Genomic DNA, 21,731 nt, shown 5'->3' with positions numbered 1-21,731 from the left:
GCAAAAAATTCTGACCCAACGCCTTTCCGTCACACCTTTTACCGACCTGCCATGAGCGTTTCCCCATGACCGCATTTTTCAAAAAAGGGGTGATCCCCCTGATCATTCTCGCCCTCGGCGTCGCTGGCGCCGGTTGGCTCAACGCTTCGCGGGCCACGCCGCCCAAAGGCAAACCCCATGAGCGCGTGGCCAATGTGCGGGTGATGGCGCTGCAGGCGGGGAGTTATCCGGTGGTGATCGACGCCACCGGCGTGGTGGAGGCGGCGCGCACGGCGGTGATCGCGCCAGAGTTGGCCGGGGTGATCAGCCAGCTCTCCGACCAGTTGCGTCCGGGGGGATTGATCAAGCGCGGCGAGCTGCTGCTGGCGCTGGACGCCGCCGAACAGCGCATCACCCTGCAACAGAAGCTGGCGGCGCTGCAGGAGGCGGAGTACAACCTCGCCATTGAAGCCGGAAAACAGGAGCGCGCCGAGCGCGACTGGAATCTGGTGAAGAGCCGCAAAGCGGACAAAAAGGCGGCGGAGTTGGCGCGACGGGTCCCCAATCTGGGCATCGCCAAACAGCAGGTCAAGAGCGCCCAGGCGGCGGTGGATCTGGCGCGGCTCAATCTCAAACGCATGCGCCTGACCGCCCCCTTCGACGCCCTTGTGCTGGAGAGCGATGTGGCGTTGGGCCAACGCCTGGGCGCCGGTTCCCAGGCGGCCAAACTGATGCAGGCCAATCAGGTGCGCGTGCGCATCGCCGCGCCGCTGACGCAGTTGCGCTGGTTGCAGATTCCGCCGCCGGACGCCGATTCGCCCCATGGCTCCGCCGTCACAGTCACTGTGGGCGATATTCAGGCCGAAGGCTGGTTGGAGGGCATCGACGGCGCCCTCAACGCCGCCTCGCAGCAGGCTGAACTGCTGGCGATCATCCCCCAGAGCGAGACCCCGAGACGACTGCCTTTGGGGGCGGTGGTGAGCGTGCGCCTGCACGGCCTCACCCAGAACGGCGTCATCGCCATTCCTCGCGCGGCGCTGCATGAGGGCAACCGCGTGTGGCTGGTGGATGCGGATAACAAACTGGATTATCGCGACGTCACGCCGCTGTGGGGCGACGCCAAGACCCTCTATGTGCGCGAAGGATTGGCGTCCGGCGCGCAGGTGGTGGTCTCACCGCTGGCGGCGCCGCTGCGTGGAGTCAAAGCGCGGGTGCAAGGCGATGAGGCGGCGCCATCGGCCCCTGAACAGCAGAGACACAAACGCGCCGGGGACGCCGCATGAGCGCCCTGGATCCCGTCACCCCGGCGCCCCATGGCATGATCGCCTGGATGGCCAACAACCCGGTGGTGGCCAATCTGATCATGGTGGTGGTGTGCGTGGGCGGCCTGATGGGGCTGTTTCAGGCCAAGCAGGAGGTGTTCCCCGAATTCGAGCTGGAGTACATCCAGGTTTCGGTCCCCTACCCCGGCGCCTCGCCCGCTGAGGTGGAGCAGGCGGTGCTGCTGGCCATTGAGGAGCAGACCCGTGCTCTGGATGGGGTCAAGCGCGTCACCGCCACCGCCTCCGAAGGCTCCGGCAGCGTGCTCATCGAGACCCTGCGCGACGCCGATCCCGACCAGGTGGCGGTGGACGTCAAGAACGCCGTGGACCGCATCACCACCTTCCCCGATGAGGCGGAAAAACCCACCGTGGCGCGGGTCTCCAACCGGCGCCAGGTGATCTCGCTCATCATCTCCGGCGATCAGCCCACCGCTTCGCTGCACGCCCTGGCCGAACGCGCCCGTGACGGACTGTTGGCCCTGGACGGCGTCACCCAGGCGGAGGTCTCCGGGGTGAGCGATCTGGAGATTCATGTGGAGTTCTCCCGCGCCCGCCTGGAGGCGCTGGGATTGACCCTGAACGATGTGGCCACGCGCCTGCGCAACGCCTCCCTGGAGCTGCCCGCCGGGCAGATCGAGACCCATGCCGGGTCGATTCTGGTGCGCATGTCCAATCGCGCCGAGACCGGCGCCGAGCTGGGCGATCTGATCATTCATAACGCCCCGGGCGGACATATTGTGCGTCTGCGCGACGTGGCGACCATTCGCGATGACTACGCCAACGACCATAAAGCCTTCTACTACAACGGTAAGCGCGCGGTGATGGTGACCGTCTACCGGGTCGGCGACGAGACCCCGCTGGGGGTGAGCGACGTCACCCGCGCCTATGCCGATACGTTTCGCGCCAGCCTGCCGCCCAGCGTGGAGGTGGCGACGTGGAAGGATGATTCGGAGAAGTTCCGCGACCGCATCGACCTGCTCAACCGCAACGCGCGCCTGGGCCTGATTCTGGTGGTCATCGTGCTGGCGCTGTTCCTCAGCCCGATGTTGGCGTTCTGGGTGGCGTTGGGGATTCCATTTTCGTTCCTGGGCGCGTTCATGCTCATGCCCACGGCGGATCTCTCCATCAATATGGTGACCCTGTTCGCCTTCATCGTCACCCTGGGTCTGGTGGTGGATGACGCCATCGTGGTAGGCGAGAATATCTACGCCCACATGCAGCGGGGCGATGCGCCGCTCAAATCCGCCATTCGCGGCGCGCAGGAGATCGCCGTGCCGGTGGGTTTCTCCATCGTCACCACTATCGTCGCCTTTATGCCGCTGTTTTTCGTCCCCGGGGTGATGGGCAAGCTGTTTTCGCTGATACCCGCCATTGTGGTGCTGGTGCTGGTGTTCTCGCTATTGGAATCCTTCACCGTGCTGCCCGCCCATCTGGGCCACTCGCATCGCCCGGCCAAGGAGCCCACCGGCGCTGCGCGCCTCTCCTATGTGGTCAACCGTCGCCTCAAGCGCTTCATCCACGGCCCCTATCGCACCGCGTTGCTGTTCTGCATCCGGCACCGCTGGAGCGCCATCGCTTTCTCTGTGGCGATGCTGCTGATCAGCGCCAGTCTGGTCACCAGCGGCAAGTTGGCGTTTCACTTCTTCCCCAAAATCGAGGATGACGACGTCACCGTGGCCATTCGCATGCCGTTTGGCGCCGACGTGAGCGAGACCGTGCGCATCAAGGATCGCATGGAGCAGACCGCGCGTCAGGCCGCCGAGCAGTTGGGCGGGCAACAGATCATCCGCAACATGTTCGCCAAGGTGGGACAAGCCTCCGGCGGCGGCCGTTTTGGCCCCACCTCCGGCTCCGGTTCGCATCTGGCCAGCGTGGAGGTGACGCTGCTGGCGCCCAGCGATGGCGGCGTGCGCGCCAGCGAGTTCTCCCGCGTGTGGCGCAAACTCAGCGGCGTCCCCGCCGGGGTCACCTCGCTCAATTTCCACCATACCGCCGGTCCGGGCGCGGGCTCGGATGTGGATGTGCAGTTGAGCGGCCGCGACCTGCCCACCCTGATTGACGCCGCTTCCGTATTGACCAAGGCGTTGGGACAGTTCGACCAACTGATGAACGTCGAGAACGCCCACGACGCAGGTAAGCCGCAATATGACTTCGTGGTCAATGCGGTGGGCCAATCCCTGGGCCTGACCAACCGTGAACTGGCCAATCAACTGCGCGCGTCGTTCTATGGCGCCGAGGCGCTGCGCACCCAGCGCGGACGGCTGGAGCTCAAAGTGATGACGCGCCTGGACGAGGCCGAGCGGGAATCCCTCTACGATCTGGACGCCATGAAGATCCGCACCCCCGACGGCGGATTCGCCCCACTCAGTGTAGTGGCCGATCGAGTGGAGGGGCGCGGCTCCACCAATATCCGCCGCGAGGATGGCGCGCGGGTGATCAATGTGCGCGCCGAACTGGCCGCGGGCGCGCGCTCCCCACGTCCGGTGCTCGAAGCGGTGGAGCAGAGCGTGTTGCCGCAGATTCTTGCCGACCACCCGGGGGTGAAGTACGAATTTGTCGGCTCGCGGCGGGAGTCCGGCGACACCTTCGAGAATTTGGGCCCCAACTACATGTTTGCGCTGTTCGTGATGTACGCGCTGTTGGCGGCGCCGTTCCGCAGCTATATCCAGCCGCTGATCATCATGTCGGTGATCCCGTTGGGTTTCGTCGGCGCCATCTGGGGCCACGTGATCATGGGCATCGACATGAGCGTGGTCAGCCTGTTTGGCGTCATCGCCCTGTCCGGGGTGGTGGTCAACGACTCCCTGGTGCTGATCCACGCCGCCAACCGTCTCCGACACAATGGTCTCACCGCGCAACAGGCGGTGTTGCGCGCAGGCATGACCCGCTTCCGCCCGATCCTGCTCACTTCGCTGACCACCTTCTTCGGTCTGGCGCCGATGATCCTGGAGACGTCGATTCAGGCGCGTTTTCTGATCCCCATGGCCATCAGCCTGGGGTTTGGCGTGATGTTCGCCACTTTTATCGTGCTGCTGGTGGTCCCCGCGCTCTACGTGATGATTGAAAATCTGCGCAGTTTGCTCTCGCGCATCTCTTTGACCGGCGCGGCAAAGCGGGAGGCTGTTTGAAAGCGTTGGCAATTTCATCTCAGGTGAATTAGATTCAAAAGGTTGCTCTATCTCCTGCAAATTCACCGCTATGGGCCGACTTATGAGTTTGTCGCGCCCCATTCGCCCACGTTTTGACTCAGGGATCGTATGACGGCGCACTCCGCAGTATGGAATGAGGGTCTGGAGACCCTGCGCGTTTTTGTGGTGGAGAGTTCGGCGGTGGGTCTGACCATCTTCCGCCGTCATCTGGCCCACGCCGAGGATATCCGCCTATGCGCCATGCCGCAGGGGCAGAGCGATCCCATTGAAGCGATTCGCGCGGTCACTCCCCATGTGGTGTGTCTGAATCTTCACGCCCCGGCCATGGAGTCGCTCACCTTTATGGCCGCGCTGCGCAGTGAGTGCGAGTGCCCGGTGTTGGCGGTGCGGTTTGTGGAGACTGCGCCGGAGGACGCCAATCTCCTGCCGCTGTTTGAAGCGGGCGTCACCGATGTCTTCTCCTCTCCGCTCAACTGGCGCGCGCAGGAGGATGACCCCCTGTCACGCGCCTTTGCCGAGCATCTGCGTCAACTGGGACGTCTGCCCGCCCAACGTCAGCAGAGCCTGACCACCACCATGGATGTGGACCTGACCCACATGCCCACCGAGGCGTTAGCGGTGAATCTGGTGGCCATCGGCGTGGGCGCCGGCGGCATGCCGGAGTTGCAGCGACTGGTGGCGCAACTGCCGGTGGATTTCCCCGCTCCCATCGTCTGCTGCTGTCATCTTGATGCGCAGTTTCAAGACGCATTGGTGGATTGGTTGACCCAGCACACCCAGTTGGCCGTGCATCGCACCGGATTGGTTGAAGCCCCGCTGCCTGGCTCCATCTACCTGCCGCCGCCGGATCACCATCTGGTGCTGGACAACCAGGGACGCTTGGTGGCGATTGACGCCCCGCCGCTGCATGGACGCAGGCCCGCCATGGATATCACCATGGAGTCCGCCGCCCAGCGTCACGGCGCCGCCGCCATTGGCGTGCTGCTGTGTGGTCAAGGCGTCGATGGCGCGCGCGGCATGCAGGCCATCGCCTCGGCGGGGGGCGTCACCATCATCCCCAACGGCGCCACCTCACCCTGCTTCGAAGCGCCGCGACGGGCTTGGGAAGCCAATGCGGTCTCGCATATTCTCGAGTTGTCGCAGATCGCTCAGGCGTTGTGCGTGTTGACCGGACATGCGGAAAAGAGCGCCCAGAACGCCCACGACACTGCGTCAACAGCTCCCACCCCAAGTCGGGATCAGGCGATTCTGGTGGTGGAAGATAGCGCCACCCAAGCGTTCAAAATGAAGCGTTTTCTGCAGGATCAAGGGTATCCGGTGCAGGTGGCGCGCGATGGCCAGGAGGGGTGGGAGATGCTGTGCAAACAGCCGCCGGATCTGGTCATCTCCGATGTCTCCATGCCGCGTATGTCCGGCTTTGAGCTGTGTCGAAAGATCAAAGGCGATGCGGCGCATCGCGAAATCCCGGTGATTCTGGTGACGGCGTTGAGCAGCCCGGAGGAGGTGATCGAAGGGCTGGCCAGCGGCGCCGACGCCTATGTGACCAAACCCTGGGAGGAGCGCGCGCTGCTTGAACAGATTGACTCGGTGGTTCATGCGCCCCCCTCCTCTTGTGAGTTGGCGCTCACCATCGGCGGCAAGCCTTACCGCATCAACGCCTCGCGCGCGCGGATCCTCAATCAACTCTTCGTGGTGTATGACAAAGCCACCGCACACCACAGTACGTTGATCGATGAACAGCTGACGCTCAAGACAGAGAATGTTCAACTCAGCGAACGCATCGCGCAATTGGAAACTGAACTCTCTAGTTTACGCGCGCAGTTGGAGACCCGACCGGATCCCTCCCGAGGGGAGACGTGATCCATGCAAGGTGACCTGATTACCGACTTTACGCGCGCCGTGCGCCAAAAAACCGGGCTGGTGATTCCAGAGGACGATCTGGCGCGTTTTCAGAAAATCATTGTCGATCGTATGCGCATTCGCCGCATCGATATTGGCGAAATTTACCTGCAACTGCTGCTGGGTCAATCCGACGCCTCCAAAGCTGAGTGGAAGGCCCTCAGCCTGCTATTGACCACCGGCGAAAGCTACTTTTTCCGCGACGCCGGGCAGATGAGCCTGCTGCGTCACAAGATCCTGCCGGAGCTGATCCGCAAACGCGAGGCGGAGAAACGTCTGCGCATCTGGAGCGCTGGTTGCTCCACCGGCGAAGAGCCCTACACGCTGGCTATGCTGTTGACTCTGATCTTGCCGGATTGGCGCAGCTGGTCGATTCATCTGGTGGGCACGGATCTGAATGAATCCGCCCTTGACAAGGCCCGGGCCGGACTTTACGGCGAGTGGTCGTTCCGCAAGGTCGATCCTGAGTTACGCAAACAGTTCTTTACCCCTTTGCCTGATCAGGTCTGGCGCATTGACCCTCAGATCCATGGCTTGGCCACGTTTGCGCATCTCAATCTGATTGAAGATCGCTACCCCAACGTCACCCAGAACCTGTACGACTTCGATCTCATCATCTGTCGCAACGTGTTTATCTATTTCGATGCGCCGACCATCGCTGGCGTGGTCGAGAAGCTGACGGAATCCTTGTGTCGCGGCGGCTACTTCATGAGCGGCCACGCAGAGATTCATGGCCGCCCCAGCGCAGAGCTCGCGTCGCGCTCGCACCCGGAGTCCATTATCTACCAGCGTGTGGAGAAAGCCCCTGCGCGGACTTTGCACGCCAGCGCCGAGTACAGCGTTACGCCCCGCGCGCCAGCGCCGCGCCAGACTCAGAGTGTCGCACCTGCGCGCAGCGCGCGCAGATCGCCGCCGCCGCCCGTTGCGCCAACGTCGCCCGCCAACCGCGCCGTCAGCAGTCGCGTAAACCTTTCTGAACAGTGGAATCAGATCATCCAATTGCGCCACAAGGGAGAGAGCGAGAAAGCCGCTTCATTGGCCGTCAAACTGGTTGCTTCCCACCCCGAGCATACACCTGCTCTGATGCTGTTGGCGTGGCATAACGCCAACCAAGGTCGCCAGAGCGAATCCGAATCCCTGTGCCAACAGGTTATCAAAACCGCGCCGTTGTCTCCGGAGCCGCATTACCTGCTGGCCCATATCGCGCTGGAGCAAGGCGAAGAGGGGTTGGCCAAATCCCTGTTGAATAAAGCGCTTTACCTTTCTCCCAAGCATGCGCCATCCTGTCTGTGTCTAGCCGACATCATGGCCCGTCAGGGCGATGCGCATCGCGCGCGGCACATGCGCGAAATCGCCTTGGAGTCTTTGGCGCAGATGGCCCCCGAGAGTCGCCTGGAGTTTTATGACGACTGGCGCGTAGAGGAGTTGGCGCAACACTTGCGCGCACAGTTGGCGGACGGAGCACAATGAACATTGAGGCTGGGAATCGTCCGCTTCACTGCTTGGAGATGACGTGATGGGAGCACACCGCACATGATCGATGCCGGCGCATCCGCCCACGCCAAACCCTATCTGATTTTTCGCATTCTGGATAAGCGCTACGCCATTGAAGCGCCGTTGGTGCGTGAGATTGTGCGCCTGCCTGAGATCACGCCCATTGAAGAGGCGCCGCCATTTATCGTCGGCGTGATCAATCTGCGGGGACAGGTGACCCCGGTGTTGGACCTGAATCTGCGCATGAACCGGGTCAGCGCCACCTATACCCTGTCGGACTGCGTGGTCTCGTTTGCGCACCTGGATAGCTATCTGGGCGTAATCGTCAGCGAAGTGTTGGAGGTGCGCAATCTGCGTGTGGATGAGATCGACGCGCCGCCCGCGTTTGGCGATACCGATCCGCGCAAGCGTCCGCCCTTCCTGCAAGGGGTGGCGCGCATCGATGATGAGATGGTGGTGACGCTCAATCCCAACCGTCTGCTGCTCTCCTCGCCCGCCGGCTCGGCGCCGGTACCAGAGGATCCTGAGCAGTGGAGTTTGGATGAGGAGCCCGAGCCGCTGCAGGAGCGTCGCCGCTTCCTGCCCGAGGCCACTGCAGAAGAGCGCGCCATCCTGCGCCAACGCGCCATGCAGCTGATGCGCAACGTCATCGACGAAACGACGCGTCGCGGCTCCTCCCTGGCGATTGTGCGCTTGCATGACGAATTGCTGGCGGTGGATCTGCGCCAGGTTTCCGGCTTTGCCCAGCGCCGTGATATCACGCCTATTCCCAGCTGCCCCAGCCATATCATTGGCGATATGAATCTGCGCGGCGAGATTCTCACCGTGTTGGATCTGGGGGAGATTCTGGGCATCAGCGCCTCTGGCAAACCCGATGATGAGAGTGGCATGGAGACGGTACTGGTGGCCCAGCATGAACAGACCCGTGTGGGCTTTTTAGTCAATGAAGCGCTGGATGTGGCGCAATGGGACGACGACGCCTTGTTGCAGTCGATCAATTCCGGGACCCTGCAAAGCGAACATCTGCGCGGAGTCGTCAGCCACGAGGGCAAAATGGTCAGCGTGCTGGCGTTGGAAAAGACCTTGAGCAGCGATGCGCTGGCAGTGAGCGCAGAGTAGAGTAGCGCGCGATTTGCGTGTACTGACGATTGAGAGACGAGCTGCTGGCGCGAGCGTCGCGACTGGCGAACGATTGAGGGTATGAGAACGATGAAACAAAAAGTCACCATGCGTCTGCGCAATGGCATCGGTCTGATTCAGCTGCTCCTGCTCGGACTGGGCATCTATACCGTCGCCGCCTCCTGGAGCCTCTCGCAGAGCGCCATCAAACTGTATGAGCACCCTTTTACAGTCAATACCGCTGTGCTGCGCATTGAACGCAACATTCATCACATCGCCAGCATTCTGCAAATGGCGGAGATGGAGGATGACATCACCCGCATTGACGCCCACGTTCAAGAGATCGACGCGTTGGATCGGCAGATGTCAGCGGATTTCATCAAGATCAACGAGCGCTTCCTGGGTAAGAAAGAGGATGTGCGCGCCGCCATCGCGCTGCTGGAGCAGTGGCGCCCCATGCGTGAGGAGATTCTGCGCAAGCTCAAATCAGGCGAACATAAGACAGTGCGCATGGAGCTCTCCAGCGGCGCCGAGTTCAACCATCGCAAAAATGTTCTGGTTGCGTTGGACAAGTTCAGCGATTTCGCCATGAACAAAGCGCAGACTTTCTATCAGGAGTCCACCAACACGCGCAATCTGGCGCTGGTGATCAATATCGCCCTGGTGGTGGGCATCGTATTGATCTCCTGGCTGTTCCTGCGCGGCATCACCACGCGTCTGACCACTGCGGTGAGCGCGTTGACCTCATCCTCCACCGAGATCGCCGCCACCATCTCCCAACAGGAGCGCATCGCCGCCCAGCAGACCTCGTCGGTGAACGAGACCAACACCACCATGGAGGAGCTCGGCGCCTCGGCGCGGCAATCCTCCGAGCAGGCGGAGTCGGCGGCCATCAACAATCAACGCGCTCTGGATATGGCCAACGAAGGCTCCTTGCGTGTGGGGGAGATGCTCGATGGCATGCAGAGCACCAAGCAGAAGGTGGAGGATATCGCGCGTCAAATCCTCAGCCTCTCCGAGCAGACCAGCCAGATCAGCGACATCACCAGCACTGTGACAGATTTCGCCAATGAAACCAAGATGCTGGCCATGAACGCTGCGGTTGAGGCGGTGCGCGCGGGCGAACATGGTAAAGGCTTCTCGGTGCTGTCGGTGGAGATCCGTAAATTGGCCGAAGAGAGCAAGCGCTCGGCCGAACGCATCAACATGTTGGTGCAAGAGATTCAGAAAGCCACCAACACCACGGTGATGGTGACCGAAGAGGGCACCAAAACCGTCAACGAGGGGATGCGCTTGGCGCAGAACACTTCGGATACCTTCAATGGTTTGGCCGACGCTGTGAGCGGCGCTTCCGAGAGCTCGCAGCAGATCAGCATGAATGTGCGTCAACAAGCCGTGGCCATCAAACAGGTGGTCGAGGCGATGAAGTTGATCAATACCGGCTCCAAGGAGTCCTCTTCTGGCATTTCGCAGGTCAAAAATGGGGTGCAGACGCTCAACGGCGCCGCCCAGGACCTGAGCGCAATGATGTGAGCGGGGCGCCGGTGCGGAGATGGGCGGAATGATTGACGATCTGGAGCTGCGCGAGCTCTTCAGCGCAGAGAGCGCAGAACATCTGGCCAAGCTGGATGAGGGACTCTTGCGCCTGGAGAAGCAGCCGGATGATCTGGAGCTGCTCAAAGAGCTGTTCCGTGAAGCGCACAGTCTCAAGGGCTCTGCGCGCATGTTGGGCGTGGTCAGCGTGGAGAAGACCGCGCACCGCTTTGAGGATTATCTGGGCGCCGCGTCACGCGAAGAGCGCGTCATCAGCGCTGAATTGATCGATTGCATGATTCAGGGGCTGGGCGATATCCGCCTGCTGGTGCGTGAAGCGATCACTGGTGAGGATCCTGGCGTCACCGTGGAGGAGGCGTTGGCGCGCATGGATGAGCCTGCCGCTGCGCCGAGCGCGCCTGCCGCTGCGCCGAGCGCGCCTGCCGCTGCGCCATCAGCAACTCCATCGGCGACGTTCTCTGCGCCTCCAGCGCCTACCCCATCCTCGCAAAGCGCGGCCTCGGTTGTCGTTGAGTCCGAGGATATTCCACGAATCGATGATCTGGAGTTGCGCGAGCTGTTCAGCGCCGAATGTGACGAACATCTCCGTAAGCTCGACGATGGGCTTCTCACTTTGGAGAAGACGCCAAACGATCAAGAGTTGCTCAAAGAGCTGTTCCGCGAAGCGCATAGCCTGAAAGGCTCGGCGCGCATGCTGGGCGTGGTCAGCGTTGAGCGCGTAGCGCATCGGTTTGAAGATTGGCTGGGCGAAGCTTCCCGCTCGCAAACCGCCATTGACTCAGAACGCATTGACCGCATGGTCGCGGTGCTGGACGACATCCGCCGCATGGCGCGCGCCGCCATCACCGGCGAACCCGCCGGGGTGACGGTGGCGCTGGCGTTATCGCGTCTGGAGGGGCAGAGCGCCCCGGCTGCGCCCGCGCAATCTCCGCTCGCCGCCACGACGCCGTCCCCAACCGCTGCGACTGACGATGCGCCCACTGCGCCCCCGATTGCAGCGACTGCGCCGGCCGACTCCCCGTCTTCAACTGAGCCCGCCGTAGCACCGGAAAAGGCGTCCGCACCCCAAGTGGAGGTGATGCTCGGCGATGGCAAGCAGATCGATACATTGCGGGTGGAGGCGCGCAAGCTGGATCATCTGCTCAACCAAGCCAGTGAACTCACAGTTGTCAAAACCCGCTTGAAACGGCGTTTGAGTCAGATTGAAGACGCGCTGGCGCTGTGGGACGCCGTGGCCCGTCATGGCGGGCCGTCCCAAGGCGTGGCCGCATGGGATAGCGGCGATCCCTTCATGCAGTTGGGCGCGCAACTGCAATCGTTGCGGCATGATGGCTACGAAGATGAGACCAATCTGGATATGGTTTCGCGGGATCTGGAAGAGGGCATCCGCAATTTGCGCATGTTGCCGCTCAACGCGCTGCTCAGTCTGTTTCCCCGTATGGTGCGTAATCTCTCCCGTCAATTGGGCAAGCGTGCGGAACTGACCATCATCGGCGGCGAAACCAGCGCTGACAAGCGCGTCATCGAAGAGATGAAAGCGCCCCTTACGCACATTATCCGCAACGCCATCCACCACGGTCTTGAGAAGCCGGATCAGCGTGTCGCCAATGGCAAACCGGACGCAGGACGCATCGTCATTCGCGCCCAACGCACCGCCACCCATGTGGTGATCGAGGTGGAGGATGACGGGCGCGGACTGGATTTGGACGCCATCCGCCGCAGCGCCGTCAAACGCGGCGCGGTGAGCGAACAGGATATTGAGAACCTGCCCGATGAACAGGTGCGCAACCTGATTTTCCTGTCTGGCTTCTCCACCACGAACATGGTCACTGACGTCTCCGGTCGTGGTGTGGGGTTAGATGCGGTGCGCAGCCATGTGGATCGACTCAAAGGCTCGGTTCAGGTACAGGCGCCGGACTCTGGCGTGGGCACGATTTTTACTATCAAGCTGCCCATTACCCTGGCCGCCACGCCAGTGTTCATCGTGCGGGAGTTCACGCAACGTTTCGCCATTCCGGTGGATTTCATCCGTCTGCTCAAGCGCGTGAACATGCGAGACGCGTTCCCTCTGGAGGGACGCGACGCCATCGAAATTCATGGATCGCCTATTCCCGTTGTGCGCTTGGGCGCGCTATTGAATCTCGTCAAACCCACCGCCGCCTACAGTGATGAGAGCGGCGCCAGCCGTCCCACGTGTTTGGTGCTCAAAAGCCCTGATGGCGGCCAATTGGGGATTTTGGTGGATGAAGTCGAGGATCAGCTGGAAGTGGTGATGAAGCCCCATAGCCCTGTATTTCAGAGGATTCCCAACGTCTCAGGCGCGACCATTCTTGGCTCAGGCGAAGTGTGTTCGGTGCTCAACCCGGCTGATTTGATGCTGCAATTTTGGCAAGGGGGGTATCGCGCCACCGAGCGGTCTGACGCCAGCGCCACAGTGATCGCGCGCGACGTGGCGCAGACCAAAATGGTGTTGCTGGTGGAGGACTCCATCACCACGCGCACGCAAGAGAAGCGTATTCTGGAAAGCGCCGGATATCAGGTCACCACCGCCGTGGATGGCATGGATGCGCTGGTCAAACTCGCCACCCAAACCGTCGACGCGGTGATCTCTGACGTGCAGATGCCCAATCTGGACGGCCTCGGGTTGACGGAGAAAATTCGCCAGAACGAAGGCTGGAAGAGCTTGCCGGTGATTCTGGTCACCGCCTTGGCGTCGCCAGAGGATATGCAGCGCGGTATGGAGGTGGGCGCGGACGCCTATCTGACCAAGCCGACATTCGATCAAAAGAGCTTTCTGGATACGCTCAGGAGGCTGGCGTGATACGTGTCGTATTGGTGGATGATTCTCCCATCGCTTTGGCTGTCCTGCAAAAGATTCTGGCGCCTTCGCCGGATATCGAGGTGGTGGGCACGGCGCGCCACGGGGTGGAGGCGTTACGCATTATCCCCAAGCTGAAACCCGACGTGGTGTGCACTGATCTGCACATGCCGCATATGGATGGCTTGGAGTTGACCCGCCAGATTATGCGCAACTTCCCGCTGCCGATTCTGGTGGTGAGCATCTCCGTGCAGAACAGCGGTGATGACAGCAACATCTTTCAGTTGATCGAAGCGGGCGCCATCGATGTGTTCCCCAAGCCCCGTGGCGGGTTGGAGGGTTCGCAGGGCGCCTCCTTGGCCTACTCCCTGAGCCAGAAGATTCGCGTGCTGTCCGGGGTCGTGCCGATTCGACGTCATGCGCCGCAAGGCGCCTATTGCCCGGTCCCTGGCGACTATGAGGCTCCGCGGCTTGCCACTCGGCCGGAGACGCAACGAAAAAAACGCTTGGTGGCCATTGGCGCTTCCACTGGCGGGCCACAAGCGCTGATGACCATATTTTCCAACCTTCCAGCGGACTTTTCAGCGCCAATCCTGTGTGTGCAGCATATGAGCGAAGGCTTTCTGATGGAGATGATCAAGTGGTTGCAGCAGCACACGGCGCTGCGCTTGAGCATCGCGCAGGAGGGGGAAAGCCCCCGCGCCGGGCATATCTACTTCCCGCAAGAGAAGCGTCACATGGTGATCAACGCCATGGGCAGAATGAGCATGAAGGCCGGACATGAGCGTGAAAGCCACGTGCCGTCAGTGGACGAGCTGTTCCACTCTGTGGCGGAGTTCTACGGTCCCACCTCGGTGGGCGTTCTGCTCACCGGCATGGGCCGCGACGGCGCCGATGGCATGAAATCGCTGCACGACCAGCAAGCGCTGACCATCGCTCAGGACCAAGCCAGTTGCGTTGTCTACGGCATGCCGCAGAAAGCCGTTGAGTTGGGCGCCGTGCAGTACTCCTTGTCGGTGGATAATATCGCCTCGGAGTTGATCCGCTGCGTCACCACGCCCAGTTGAGCGCCCGCCGCCAGCGTCGCCTCATTCGCCGATAATTTTCACCAGCGCGCGCTTGCGGCGTCCGCCGTCGAACTCGCCGTAAAACACCTGTTCCCACGGTCCAAAATCCAGGTGGCCATCGGTGATGGCCACCACTGCCTCACGTCCCATCACCTGTCGCTTGAGATGCGCATCGCCGTTATCCTCGCCGGTTTGATTGTGGCGATACTGAGAAATCGGCGCATGCGGCGCCAAGCGCTCCAACCACTCTTCGTAGTCATGTAGCAGACCTGACTCATCATCGTTGATGAATACCGATGCGGTGATGTGCATGGCGTTACACAGCAGCAGGCCGTTTTGAATTCCGCTCTGGTCGACGCAGTGCTGGAGTTGCGAGGTAATATTGACAAACCCGCGACGCCCGGGAATTTCAAACCATAGCTCTTGTCGAAAATGTTTCATGTTTCCCCCCGTTTATGCCGATCCATTGAGTAGGTTCAGGGCATTTGAATTGACATTATATATGAGATGATCATAATAAACGGTGCATTTCTATTGGGTCTAGAGCCCACTCTACGGACAGAGCGGCGATTGGGAATTCACCAGGGACGGCGTTTACAATACCGGCTCCAGCGTAAGCTGTATGCTTGAATCACAGTTTAGAGCCGATCCGGTCGTTGTGCGACGGCCAAATATCAACGCCAATGGTCACGGACACCTATGCAGAATAGCTTCACCATAACCATCACCACGTTTCGCGGGTCACGCTCCTTTAGCATGACCAAGCGACAGGTGCGCGTTGTGTTGAGCGCTTTGGGCGGGCTGGTGAGTTGCCTGCTCATCGCGTTGGCCGGAATATGGTATTTCCAGGAGGATCGCGAGCAGATTGCGATGCAACTGGAAGAGGTTGTGGCCAATAAAGACGATCTGTACCAGGCCAATCAGGCGCTCTCACTGGCGAATCAGGACAAGCAGGACCGCATTCACGCCTACGAAGAGAAATATGGCTTGCTGGAGCAGCCCAAGCCGGAGCCTGTGGTGGCGGTGACGCCGTTTGACGGCTATCGCAACGCGTTGGTCAAGCGCCATCTACTGGCCAGCATTCCCAACGGCAACCCGGTGCCGTTCAAGGGCGTTACCAGCCCGTATGGGCGCAGGGTGGAGCCGATTCGCTCAAAGAACAGCGGCCCCATTAGCGACGAGCCGAATGATTTCCATGGCGGCATTGATCTGCGCGCCAAAACCGGCACGGCGGTGGCCGCCACCGCCGATGGCGTGGTGGAGTTTTCCGGTCGCGACCACAGCGGCTATGGCGTTCTAGTGATTCTGCGCCACGATTTTGGCTTCCGCACCGCCTATGCGCATTTGAGTAAAACGCTGGTCAAGAAGGGCGACTTCGTGACTCGCGGTGATGTTATCGCCCGCTCTGGAAACAGCGGACGCAGCAGTGGTCCGCACCTGCACTATGAGGTGCGCTTTATCCGCAACCGCCTGAACCCCAACAAGTTTATGGCGTGGACGTGGGACAATTACGAGGAAGTGTTCAAGGAGAAACAGGTAAAATGGCGCTCTTTGGTAAAGATCCTCAACCGCAGATTGACAAATCCAGCACAACCATCATTGCAGCTGGCACAAAAATAACCGGCGAAATCGCCATTCAATGCAAGCTCCATGTGGATGGCGAGTTTAAGGGCTCCATTGAGTCCGATAGCCTCATCACCATTGGCAAACCGGGCGTAGTGGAGGGTGAAATCAACGCCCAGAAGCTCATTGTCACGGGTCGATTCCACGGCGTAGCCAACTGCGAGGAGATTGAAATTCTCTCCTCCGGGCAGGTCTCTGGGGAGATCTACTCCAAGGTTCTGGTGATTGAGCGCGGCAGCCTGTTTGAAGGCAAAAGCCGTCTCAAGGGCGCCGAAACCGTTGCCGCCACGGCGAAACCATCCAATGTGGTGGATGCGCCGAAAAACGCCGCCAAGGACGCCAAGAGCAATGTGGCGCCGTTGTCGACCCCTTCGCACCTGCCTGAGCCGAAACCGCAAACCGCGTAAATCGGTTCATCGCTGCGGATTCAAACGCGCGGCGGCCCTGCTCATGAGTTTTCAACTCATAGCGGGCTGCTGCGCGTTTTTTATTGCCTCTGATAGGCAATGACGCCAAGTCTTGAGGGGTCTAATCGGCTCCGTAGCCGCCTCCGCCTGGCGTCCGAATGCGCAATGACTCTCCTGCTTCAAAACGCAGCACAAAGCGCCCGGGCAGAGTCTCCTCTTGTCCATTGGCCTTGATGCGCGTGTTCTCGCCACAAGCGCCCGCGTCGCCGCCGTGTAAACCAAATGGCGCCCGCTCACGCCGTTCGCTGACCACGGTGACCTGCATGGGGGCCAGAAAGCGCAGTTCCCGCTCTACCCCCTCCCCACCCCGTTGCGCCCCGGCGCCGCCGCTGCCCGTACGCAGTCGAAACGCCGTCAAACGCAATTGCGCAAAGCGCCGCTCCAGAATCTCCGGATCGGTAATGCGGGTGTTGGTCATATGCACCTGCACGCCGCTGGCGCCGTTCGCTTGTGCTGTGGCGCCCGAGCCGCCGGCAATGGTCTCGTAGTATTGACCCGTCTCGCCATCCGGGTCGCCCAGCAACAGATTGTTCATGGTGCCCTGACTGGCCGCCGCCACGCCCAGCGCCCCCAGCAGAACATCCACAATTCGCTGGGAAGTTTCCACATTGCCGCCGGAGACCGCCGCTTGCGGCGCAGGATTGACCAGGGAGTCTGCGTCCACAGCAATATCCAACAGCGCCAGACAGCCATCATTAAGCGGGATGGGGTGGTCGATCAAACAGCGGAAGGCGTAGAGTATCGCCGCTTGGGTGACCGCCATGGGCGCGTTGAGATTGCCACTGTGTGTCGGACCACAGCCACGCAGATCCACCATCGCACGGGGCAATCCATCAAACCGTCGCGCAATCTCAATCCGGGCCTGGATGATGGCGCCATCGTCCATGGCGTCCTGCCGCTCGCCCACCCATGATTCCCGATCGCCCAGCACCTGTTCCAGCGCCTGCGCCATGGCCCGCATGGCGTTATGGCGCATGGCGTCCATACAGGCGTGAATTCTATCGACGCCATACTCACGGCACAGCTCATTCAACTCCACCACGCCGGTGGCGTTGGCGGCGATTTGACTGCGCAGGTCCGACAGCCTCTCCTGCGGGTTGCGCGCCGGATAGGGTCCACTGGCCAAGGCGTTGAGCACTGCCTCGTGTCGGAACACGCCGCCACGCACAATGAGCATATTACTGAGCACCACCCCCTCCTCCGCCAGAGTTTGGGCAAACGGCGGCATGGAGCCGGGGGTGGTTCCGCCAATGTCCGCGTGATGACCGCGGGTGGCGACAAAGAGATGCGGTTTGAGATCACGCGCATCCTGAGCGCCTTCAGGGAAGATCGGCGTCATAACGGTAATGTCTGGCAGGTGCGAACCGCCACAACGGGGATCGTTGCTGGCGTAGACGTCTCCAGCGCGCAGAGACGCGCTTTTGGTGGAGATTAGATGCCGCACTGTGGCGCCCATGGCCCCCAGATGCACCGGCACATGGGGCGCATTGGCGATGAGCGCGCCATGGGCGTCGAAGATGGCGCACGAGAAGTCATGACGCTCGCGCATATTGATGGAGTGCGCCGCTCCCGCCAAGGTGTTGCCCATGCGTTCCGCAATGCCCATAAACCGGTGATTGAACAGTGCGACGGTAATGGGATCCGTGGGGTCGAAATCCTCACGATTCGCCCCTGAATCATCCACACGGTGTAGCGTCACCACCCCTTGCGCATCGCGTGTGGCGGAGAAATCCGGCTCCACCACAATCACGGAGTTAGGTTCGCTGATGAGCGCAGGCCCCAGGATCGGCGAGGAGAGCGGCAGCGCATCACGAGCGTAGATCGGCGTCTCCAGCGGCGCATCAGCGCCATCAAACCAGACCGGCGCCCGCTCCAGCGGTTCAACAGACTGTGAAGTGCGCGCCTGGGCGCCGTCTCCACCATCCGTCGCAACGCGGCTTTCCGTTACGGCATCGTTGCGCCAGGTGACTTCCGCCTCCAGCGCGCTGAACTCCAGCTCTTCGCCAGGATGGAAGCCATAGAGGGCCATATGCGCCTCGACAAAGCGCTGTCGCAATACGCTCTCCTGGGCGCTGAACGCCACCCATAACGGCTGGTCGGCGCCGCGGGCGCGGATCCCCGCCTTGGCGGCGCTTACAATCCGATCGGGTTCAACAGGCTCGGCATGGCGTAGATCCGCAAGCAGATCGGCGCGTAACTGCTCCAGCATCTGATCCACAGTCATCTGCGCTCGTTGGACCGATTTCGTCGTAATCGGCAGAATCAGACTGCGGGTGGCGTGGCGCCGATGCGGCGTCATGGCGATGCCATAGGCGGACATCACCCCCGCCAACGGGTGGATGCGCACGGTGGGAATATTCAGCAGACGCGCAACGCCGCAAGCGTGCTGCGCACCGGCGCCGCCAAAACAGACCAGAGTATGGCGTCGCAGATCATACCCCTGCGCCACCGACAGGGCGCGGATGGGCTGGCACATGGTCTCATTGGCCACACGCAGCGCGCCCAGGGCCAGGCTTTGCGGCGTATGACGCGCGCCGGTCGCCGCCTCAACGCGGGCCGCCAGAGCGGCGAAACCGGCGGCGCTGGCGGCGGTGTCCAGCGGACCGTTATGATGTGCGCCGAACAGGTGCGGAAAGCGCTGTGGCCGTACCCGACCCAGCAACACATTGGCGTCGGTAATGGCCAGCGGTCCGCCCCAACCGTAACAGGCCGGACCCGGTGAGGAGCCTGCGGACTCCGGCCCTACGGTGAGTTTGCCGCCATCGAAGTCAATGATGGAGCCTCCGCCCGCCGCCACCGTCTCGATGCGCAGCATGGGCGCTTGATAGCGAATCCCCGCCGTCTCGGCGCTCAAGGTGCGCTCCAATCCAGCAGGCCCCACGCGGCACACATCGGTGGAGGTGCCGCCCATATCCAAGCCGATGGCCTGCTCATCGCCCAGTTGCGCGCGCAGGTGCGCCACCGCCAGTACGCCGCCCGCAGGGCCGGAGAGAATGGCGTCCTTACCGGTAAACCCGGCAGGCGGCAACAGCGCGCCGGCGCTGCTCATAAAATGGACTGGAATATCGCCGGTCCAGCGGCGCACGGTGTCGATATAGTCGCGCAATACCGGACTCAAATAGGCGTCCACCAGCGTGGTTTGGCCGCGGCCAGTGAGAGAGATGACCCGCAGCGTCTCCGACGACAGGGAGATCTGATCGAAATCAAACTCCTGCGCAATGCGCGCCGCCTCCTGCTCGTGGGTGGGATTATCCCAGGCGTGCAGAAAGGCGATAGCCACAGCGCGCGCGCCGTCGTGTTTCAATTGTGTTAACGCCGCGCGGATCTGCGCAGGATCCAGCGCCTGTTCGATGGCGCCATCGGGCCCCATGCGCTCGTTGGCCTCAGCCACGGCGCAATAGAGATTCTCCGGTTTGCGGATATCCAGCGCAAACAGCTCGGGGCGACGCTGATCGCCAATCTCCAGCAGGTCACGAAAGCCCCGGGTGATCAGCAATCCCACCGGCGCGCCTTTGCGCTCCAATAACGCATTGGTGGCCACGGTGGAGCCAAGGCGAATGGAGGCGATGCGCTCAGCGGGCAAAGTGACGCCGGGCGGAAGGTCCAAAATGCGCCGGATCGCTTCAATGGCGGCGTTGTCGTATTGGTTGGAATCGGAGAGGAGTTTGAGCGCGTGTCGCGTCCCGTCCGGGGCTTGCGCGGTCAGGTCGGTGAAGGTGCCGCCACGATCCACGGCAAAGCGCCACTTTGCCGGTAGAGTGTGACTATTTGCAGGTGCGTTGAAGCTCAAAAGAACAATCCGATGCGCAAAACTGCGCGGTCATGGCGTTATGCTGCGTTGTTCGGAGGAAAACTGAGCGGAATGGTCACCGGTCCATCATTGATAAGGCTGACCTGCATATCTGCGGCAAAACGGCCACGGGCGACCGGCACGCCTTCGATATCGATCAACTCCTGGCAAAAGATCTCATACTGCTCATTGGCGCGTTGCGGCTCTTCGGCCCCGCCAAACGACGGGCGGTAGCCCTTTTTCATATCCGCCGCCAGGGTGAATTGAGAGATGACCAGAATCTCGCCGCCAATCTCCTTGACCGACAGATTCATCTTGCCGTTTTCATCGGGAAAGATCCGCAGTCGCGCTACTTTGCGCGCCATCAAATGGCGCTGCGCATCGCCGTCACCGCGCTCCACGGCGAGCAGCACCAGCAGGCCGCGCCCAATCTGGCCGACGACCTCATCGTCCACCCGTACATCGGCGCGACTAACCCGCTGCACCACGGCTTTCATGTCGTTTGAGAGATCATGGGGATTGCAGCCGCGAGGTTACAGACTCTTCAGCCCGCTTACATCCATCTCCACACGGGAGCAGAAGACATAGCCTGCATTGCGCACGGTCTTGATCAAAGATGGATTTTTGGCGTCGTCCTGCAGCCGTTTACGCAAACGGCTCACCTGCATATCGATGGTGCGGCCAAACGACTCCTGCATTTTGCCATAGGTCAGATCCAGGATCTGATCCCGCGACAGCACCCGGTTGGGATGGTGCAGGAAGACGCGCAGCAGCGCATGTTCGCCGCCGGTCAGCACGATGGCGCGACCACTGGGGGCGAACAGTTGGCGCGTCGGTCCATCAAGGCGCCAACCGGAGAAGTGATAGGAGTGCTGCTCCGGGTTATCCAGAATGGTTTCCGGCAGCGTGCGCGCACGGCGCAGGACGCTCTTGATGCGAGCCAACAGTTCCCGAGGGTGGAACGGCTTGGCCAGATAGTCATCAGCGCCCATCTCCAGACCGATGATGCGATCCATCTGCTCGCCTTTGGAGCTGAGGATGACAATGGGCAGGTTGGAGCGGGCGCGCAAATTGCGGCACAGCACCAATCCATCTTCGTCGGGGAGCATCAGATCCAGCACCACGATGTCGACTTGGCTTTTGTCGAGAACGTCCTTCATGGACTGACCTTTGGCGACGCCGGTGACGCGGAATCCCCGCTGCTCCAGATAGTCGCCCGCCAGTCTCAGAATATCAGGGTCGTCATCAACGACAAGAACATGTCCTTCAATGCTCATAGGGCAATTAACTACAATGTTGACGGAATGAAACACGCATCAGAGCGCTGCTTATATGGGCATCTCCCCAATTTTTTTGGATTATGACCGCTAAAAGAAACAGATGCAAATAAAACACGTTACAATACACTACATAACGGAAAAAAATTCTATCACGCTCCTGCGCTTGAACC

The 21,731-nt window shown here is 61.2% G+C and carries 14 protein-coding genes; 10 read left to right on the top strand and 4 right to left on the bottom strand.

From position 1 onward, the window contains the following. Positions 1-65: 65 nt before the first annotated feature. From MAIT1_RS08130 to cheB, 8 genes are all read left to right on the top strand, one after another. Complete coding sequence (locus MAIT1_RS08130) at positions 66-1,262, top strand: efflux RND transporter periplasmic adaptor subunit (RefSeq protein ID WP_085441782.1); 1,197 nt, start codon at positions 66-68, stop codon at positions 1,260-1,262. Further along, entirely contained in the window at positions 1,259-4,429 is a 3,171-nt protein-coding gene (locus tag MAIT1_RS08125; protein ID WP_085441781.1) for an efflux RND transporter permease subunit, read from the top strand. Before MAIT1_RS08130 ends, MAIT1_RS08125 begins: the two co-directional genes overlap by 4 nt. 129 nt (positions 4,430-4,558) lie before the next feature. Then, a complete protein-coding gene (locus MAIT1_RS08120) occupies positions 4,559-6,310 on the top strand; it encodes a chemotaxis protein CheB (RefSeq protein WP_085441780.1) in 1,752 nt (583 codons plus the stop codon). 3 nt (positions 6,311-6,313) lie between these two features. Then, complete coding sequence (locus MAIT1_RS08115; protein WP_085441779.1) at positions 6,314-7,819, top strand: CheR family methyltransferase; 1,506 nt, start codon at positions 6,314-6,316, stop codon at positions 7,817-7,819. Between the two features lie 63 nt (positions 7,820-7,882). Further along, positions 7,883-8,962, top strand: a complete 1,080-nt coding sequence (locus MAIT1_RS08110) for a chemotaxis protein CheW (protein ID WP_085441778.1) — start codon at positions 7,883-7,885, stop codon at positions 8,960-8,962. A 90-nt stretch (positions 8,963-9,052) separates the two neighbouring features. Beyond that, positions 9,053-10,495 carry a methyl-accepting chemotaxis protein gene (locus MAIT1_RS08105; RefSeq protein WP_198947825.1) on the top strand — a complete coding sequence of 481 codons (1,443 nt, stop codon included), beginning with the start codon at positions 9,053-9,055 and terminating at the stop codon, positions 10,493-10,495. A 28-nt stretch (positions 10,496-10,523) separates the two neighbouring features. Beyond that, positions 10,524-13,337: a hybrid sensor histidine kinase/response regulator gene (locus MAIT1_RS08100; RefSeq protein ID WP_158089389.1), complete on the top strand. Its 2,814-nt coding sequence runs from the start codon at positions 10,524-10,526 to the stop codon at positions 13,335-13,337. Next, positions 13,334-14,401: a chemotaxis-specific protein-glutamate methyltransferase CheB gene (gene cheB / locus MAIT1_RS08095; protein WP_085441775.1), complete on the top strand. Its 1,068-nt coding sequence runs from the start codon at positions 13,334-13,336 to the stop codon at positions 14,399-14,401. Before MAIT1_RS08100 ends, cheB begins: the two co-directional genes overlap by 4 nt. 21 nt (positions 14,402-14,422) lie before the next feature. Here the strand turns inward: cheB and MAIT1_RS08090 are convergent, their stop codons facing one another. After that, entirely contained in the window at positions 14,423-14,842 is a 420-nt protein-coding gene (locus MAIT1_RS08090; protein WP_085441774.1) for a secondary thiamine-phosphate synthase enzyme YjbQ, read from the bottom strand. A 315-nt stretch (positions 14,843-15,157) separates the two neighbouring features. Between MAIT1_RS08090 and MAIT1_RS08085 the strand changes: the two genes are divergently transcribed. Both MAIT1_RS08085 and MAIT1_RS08080 read left to right on the top strand, forming a co-directional pair. Continuing rightward, positions 15,158-16,021 carry a M23 family metallopeptidase gene (locus MAIT1_RS08085; protein ID WP_158089388.1) on the top strand — a complete coding sequence of 288 codons (864 nt, stop codon included), beginning with the start codon at positions 15,158-15,160 and terminating at the stop codon, positions 16,019-16,021. A gap of 32 nt (positions 16,022-16,053) precedes the next feature. Beyond that, positions 16,054-16,431: a bactofilin family protein gene (locus MAIT1_RS08080; protein ID WP_241893433.1), complete on the top strand. Its 378-nt coding sequence runs from the start codon at positions 16,054-16,056 to the stop codon at positions 16,429-16,431. Positions 16,432-16,552: 121 nt separating this feature from the next. Here the strand turns inward: MAIT1_RS08080 and MAIT1_RS08075 are convergent, their stop codons facing one another. Genes MAIT1_RS08075 through MAIT1_RS08065 form a run of 3 tightly spaced genes read right to left on the bottom strand, consistent with a single transcriptional unit; the run spans position 16,553 to position 21,558 of the window. Beyond that, entirely contained in the window at positions 16,553-20,281 is a 3,729-nt protein-coding gene (locus MAIT1_RS08075) for a hydantoinase B/oxoprolinase family protein (protein WP_085441771.1), read from the bottom strand. Between the two features lie 38 nt (positions 20,282-20,319). Then, the gene (dtd, locus tag MAIT1_RS08070) at positions 20,320-20,778 is read right to left on the bottom strand and encodes a D-aminoacyl-tRNA deacylase (RefSeq protein WP_085441770.1); all 459 of its coding nucleotides are present in this window, start codon (positions 20,776-20,778) and stop codon (positions 20,320-20,322) included. A 36-nt stretch (positions 20,779-20,814) separates the two neighbouring features. Then, positions 20,815-21,558, bottom strand: coding sequence for a response regulator (locus MAIT1_RS08065; RefSeq protein WP_085441769.1), 744 nt, complete (start codon positions 21,556-21,558; stop codon positions 20,815-20,817). Positions 21,559-21,731: the final 173 nt, after the last annotated feature.

Source organism: Magnetofaba australis IT-1 (assembly GCF_002109495.1).
Taxonomy (GTDB): Bacteria; Pseudomonadota; Magnetococcia; order Magnetococcales; family Magnetococcaceae; genus Magnetofaba; species Magnetofaba australis.
The sequence above is the reverse complement of the archived record's forward strand: the minus strand, read 5'-3'. Positions and strand labels throughout refer to the sequence as shown.

Coding starts and splice junctions, on each gene's coding strand:
- MAIT1_RS08130 (WP_085441782.1), top strand. CDS start 66: ATGACCGCATTTTTCAAAAAAGGGGTGATCCCCCTGATCATTCTCGCC.
- MAIT1_RS08125 (WP_085441781.1), top strand. CDS start 1,259: ATGAGCGCCCTGGATCCCGTCACCCCGGCGCCCCATGGCATGATCGCC.
- MAIT1_RS08120 (WP_085441780.1), top strand. CDS start 4,559: ATGACGGCGCACTCCGCAGTATGGAATGAGGGTCTGGAGACCCTGCGC.
- MAIT1_RS08115 (WP_085441779.1), top strand. CDS start 6,314: ATGCAAGGTGACCTGATTACCGACTTTACGCGCGCCGTGCGCCAAAAA.
- MAIT1_RS08110 (WP_085441778.1), top strand. CDS start 7,883: ATGATCGATGCCGGCGCATCCGCCCACGCCAAACCCTATCTGATTTTT.
- MAIT1_RS08105 (WP_198947825.1), top strand. CDS start 9,053: ATGAAACAAAAAGTCACCATGCGTCTGCGCAATGGCATCGGTCTGATT.
- MAIT1_RS08100 (WP_158089389.1), top strand. CDS start 10,524: ATGATTGACGATCTGGAGCTGCGCGAGCTCTTCAGCGCAGAGAGCGCA.
- MAIT1_RS08090 (WP_085441774.1), bottom strand. CDS start 14,842: ATGAAACATTTTCGACAAGAGCTATGGTTTGAAATTCCCGGGCGTCGC.
- MAIT1_RS08085 (WP_158089388.1), top strand. CDS start 15,158: ATGACCAAGCGACAGGTGCGCGTTGTGTTGAGCGCTTTGGGCGGGCTG.
- dtd (WP_085441770.1), bottom strand. CDS start 20,778: ATGAAAGCCGTGGTGCAGCGGGTTAGTCGCGCCGATGTACGGGTGGAC.
- MAIT1_RS08065 (WP_085441769.1), bottom strand. CDS start 21,558: ATGAGCATTGAAGGACATGTTCTTGTCGTTGATGACGACCCTGATATT.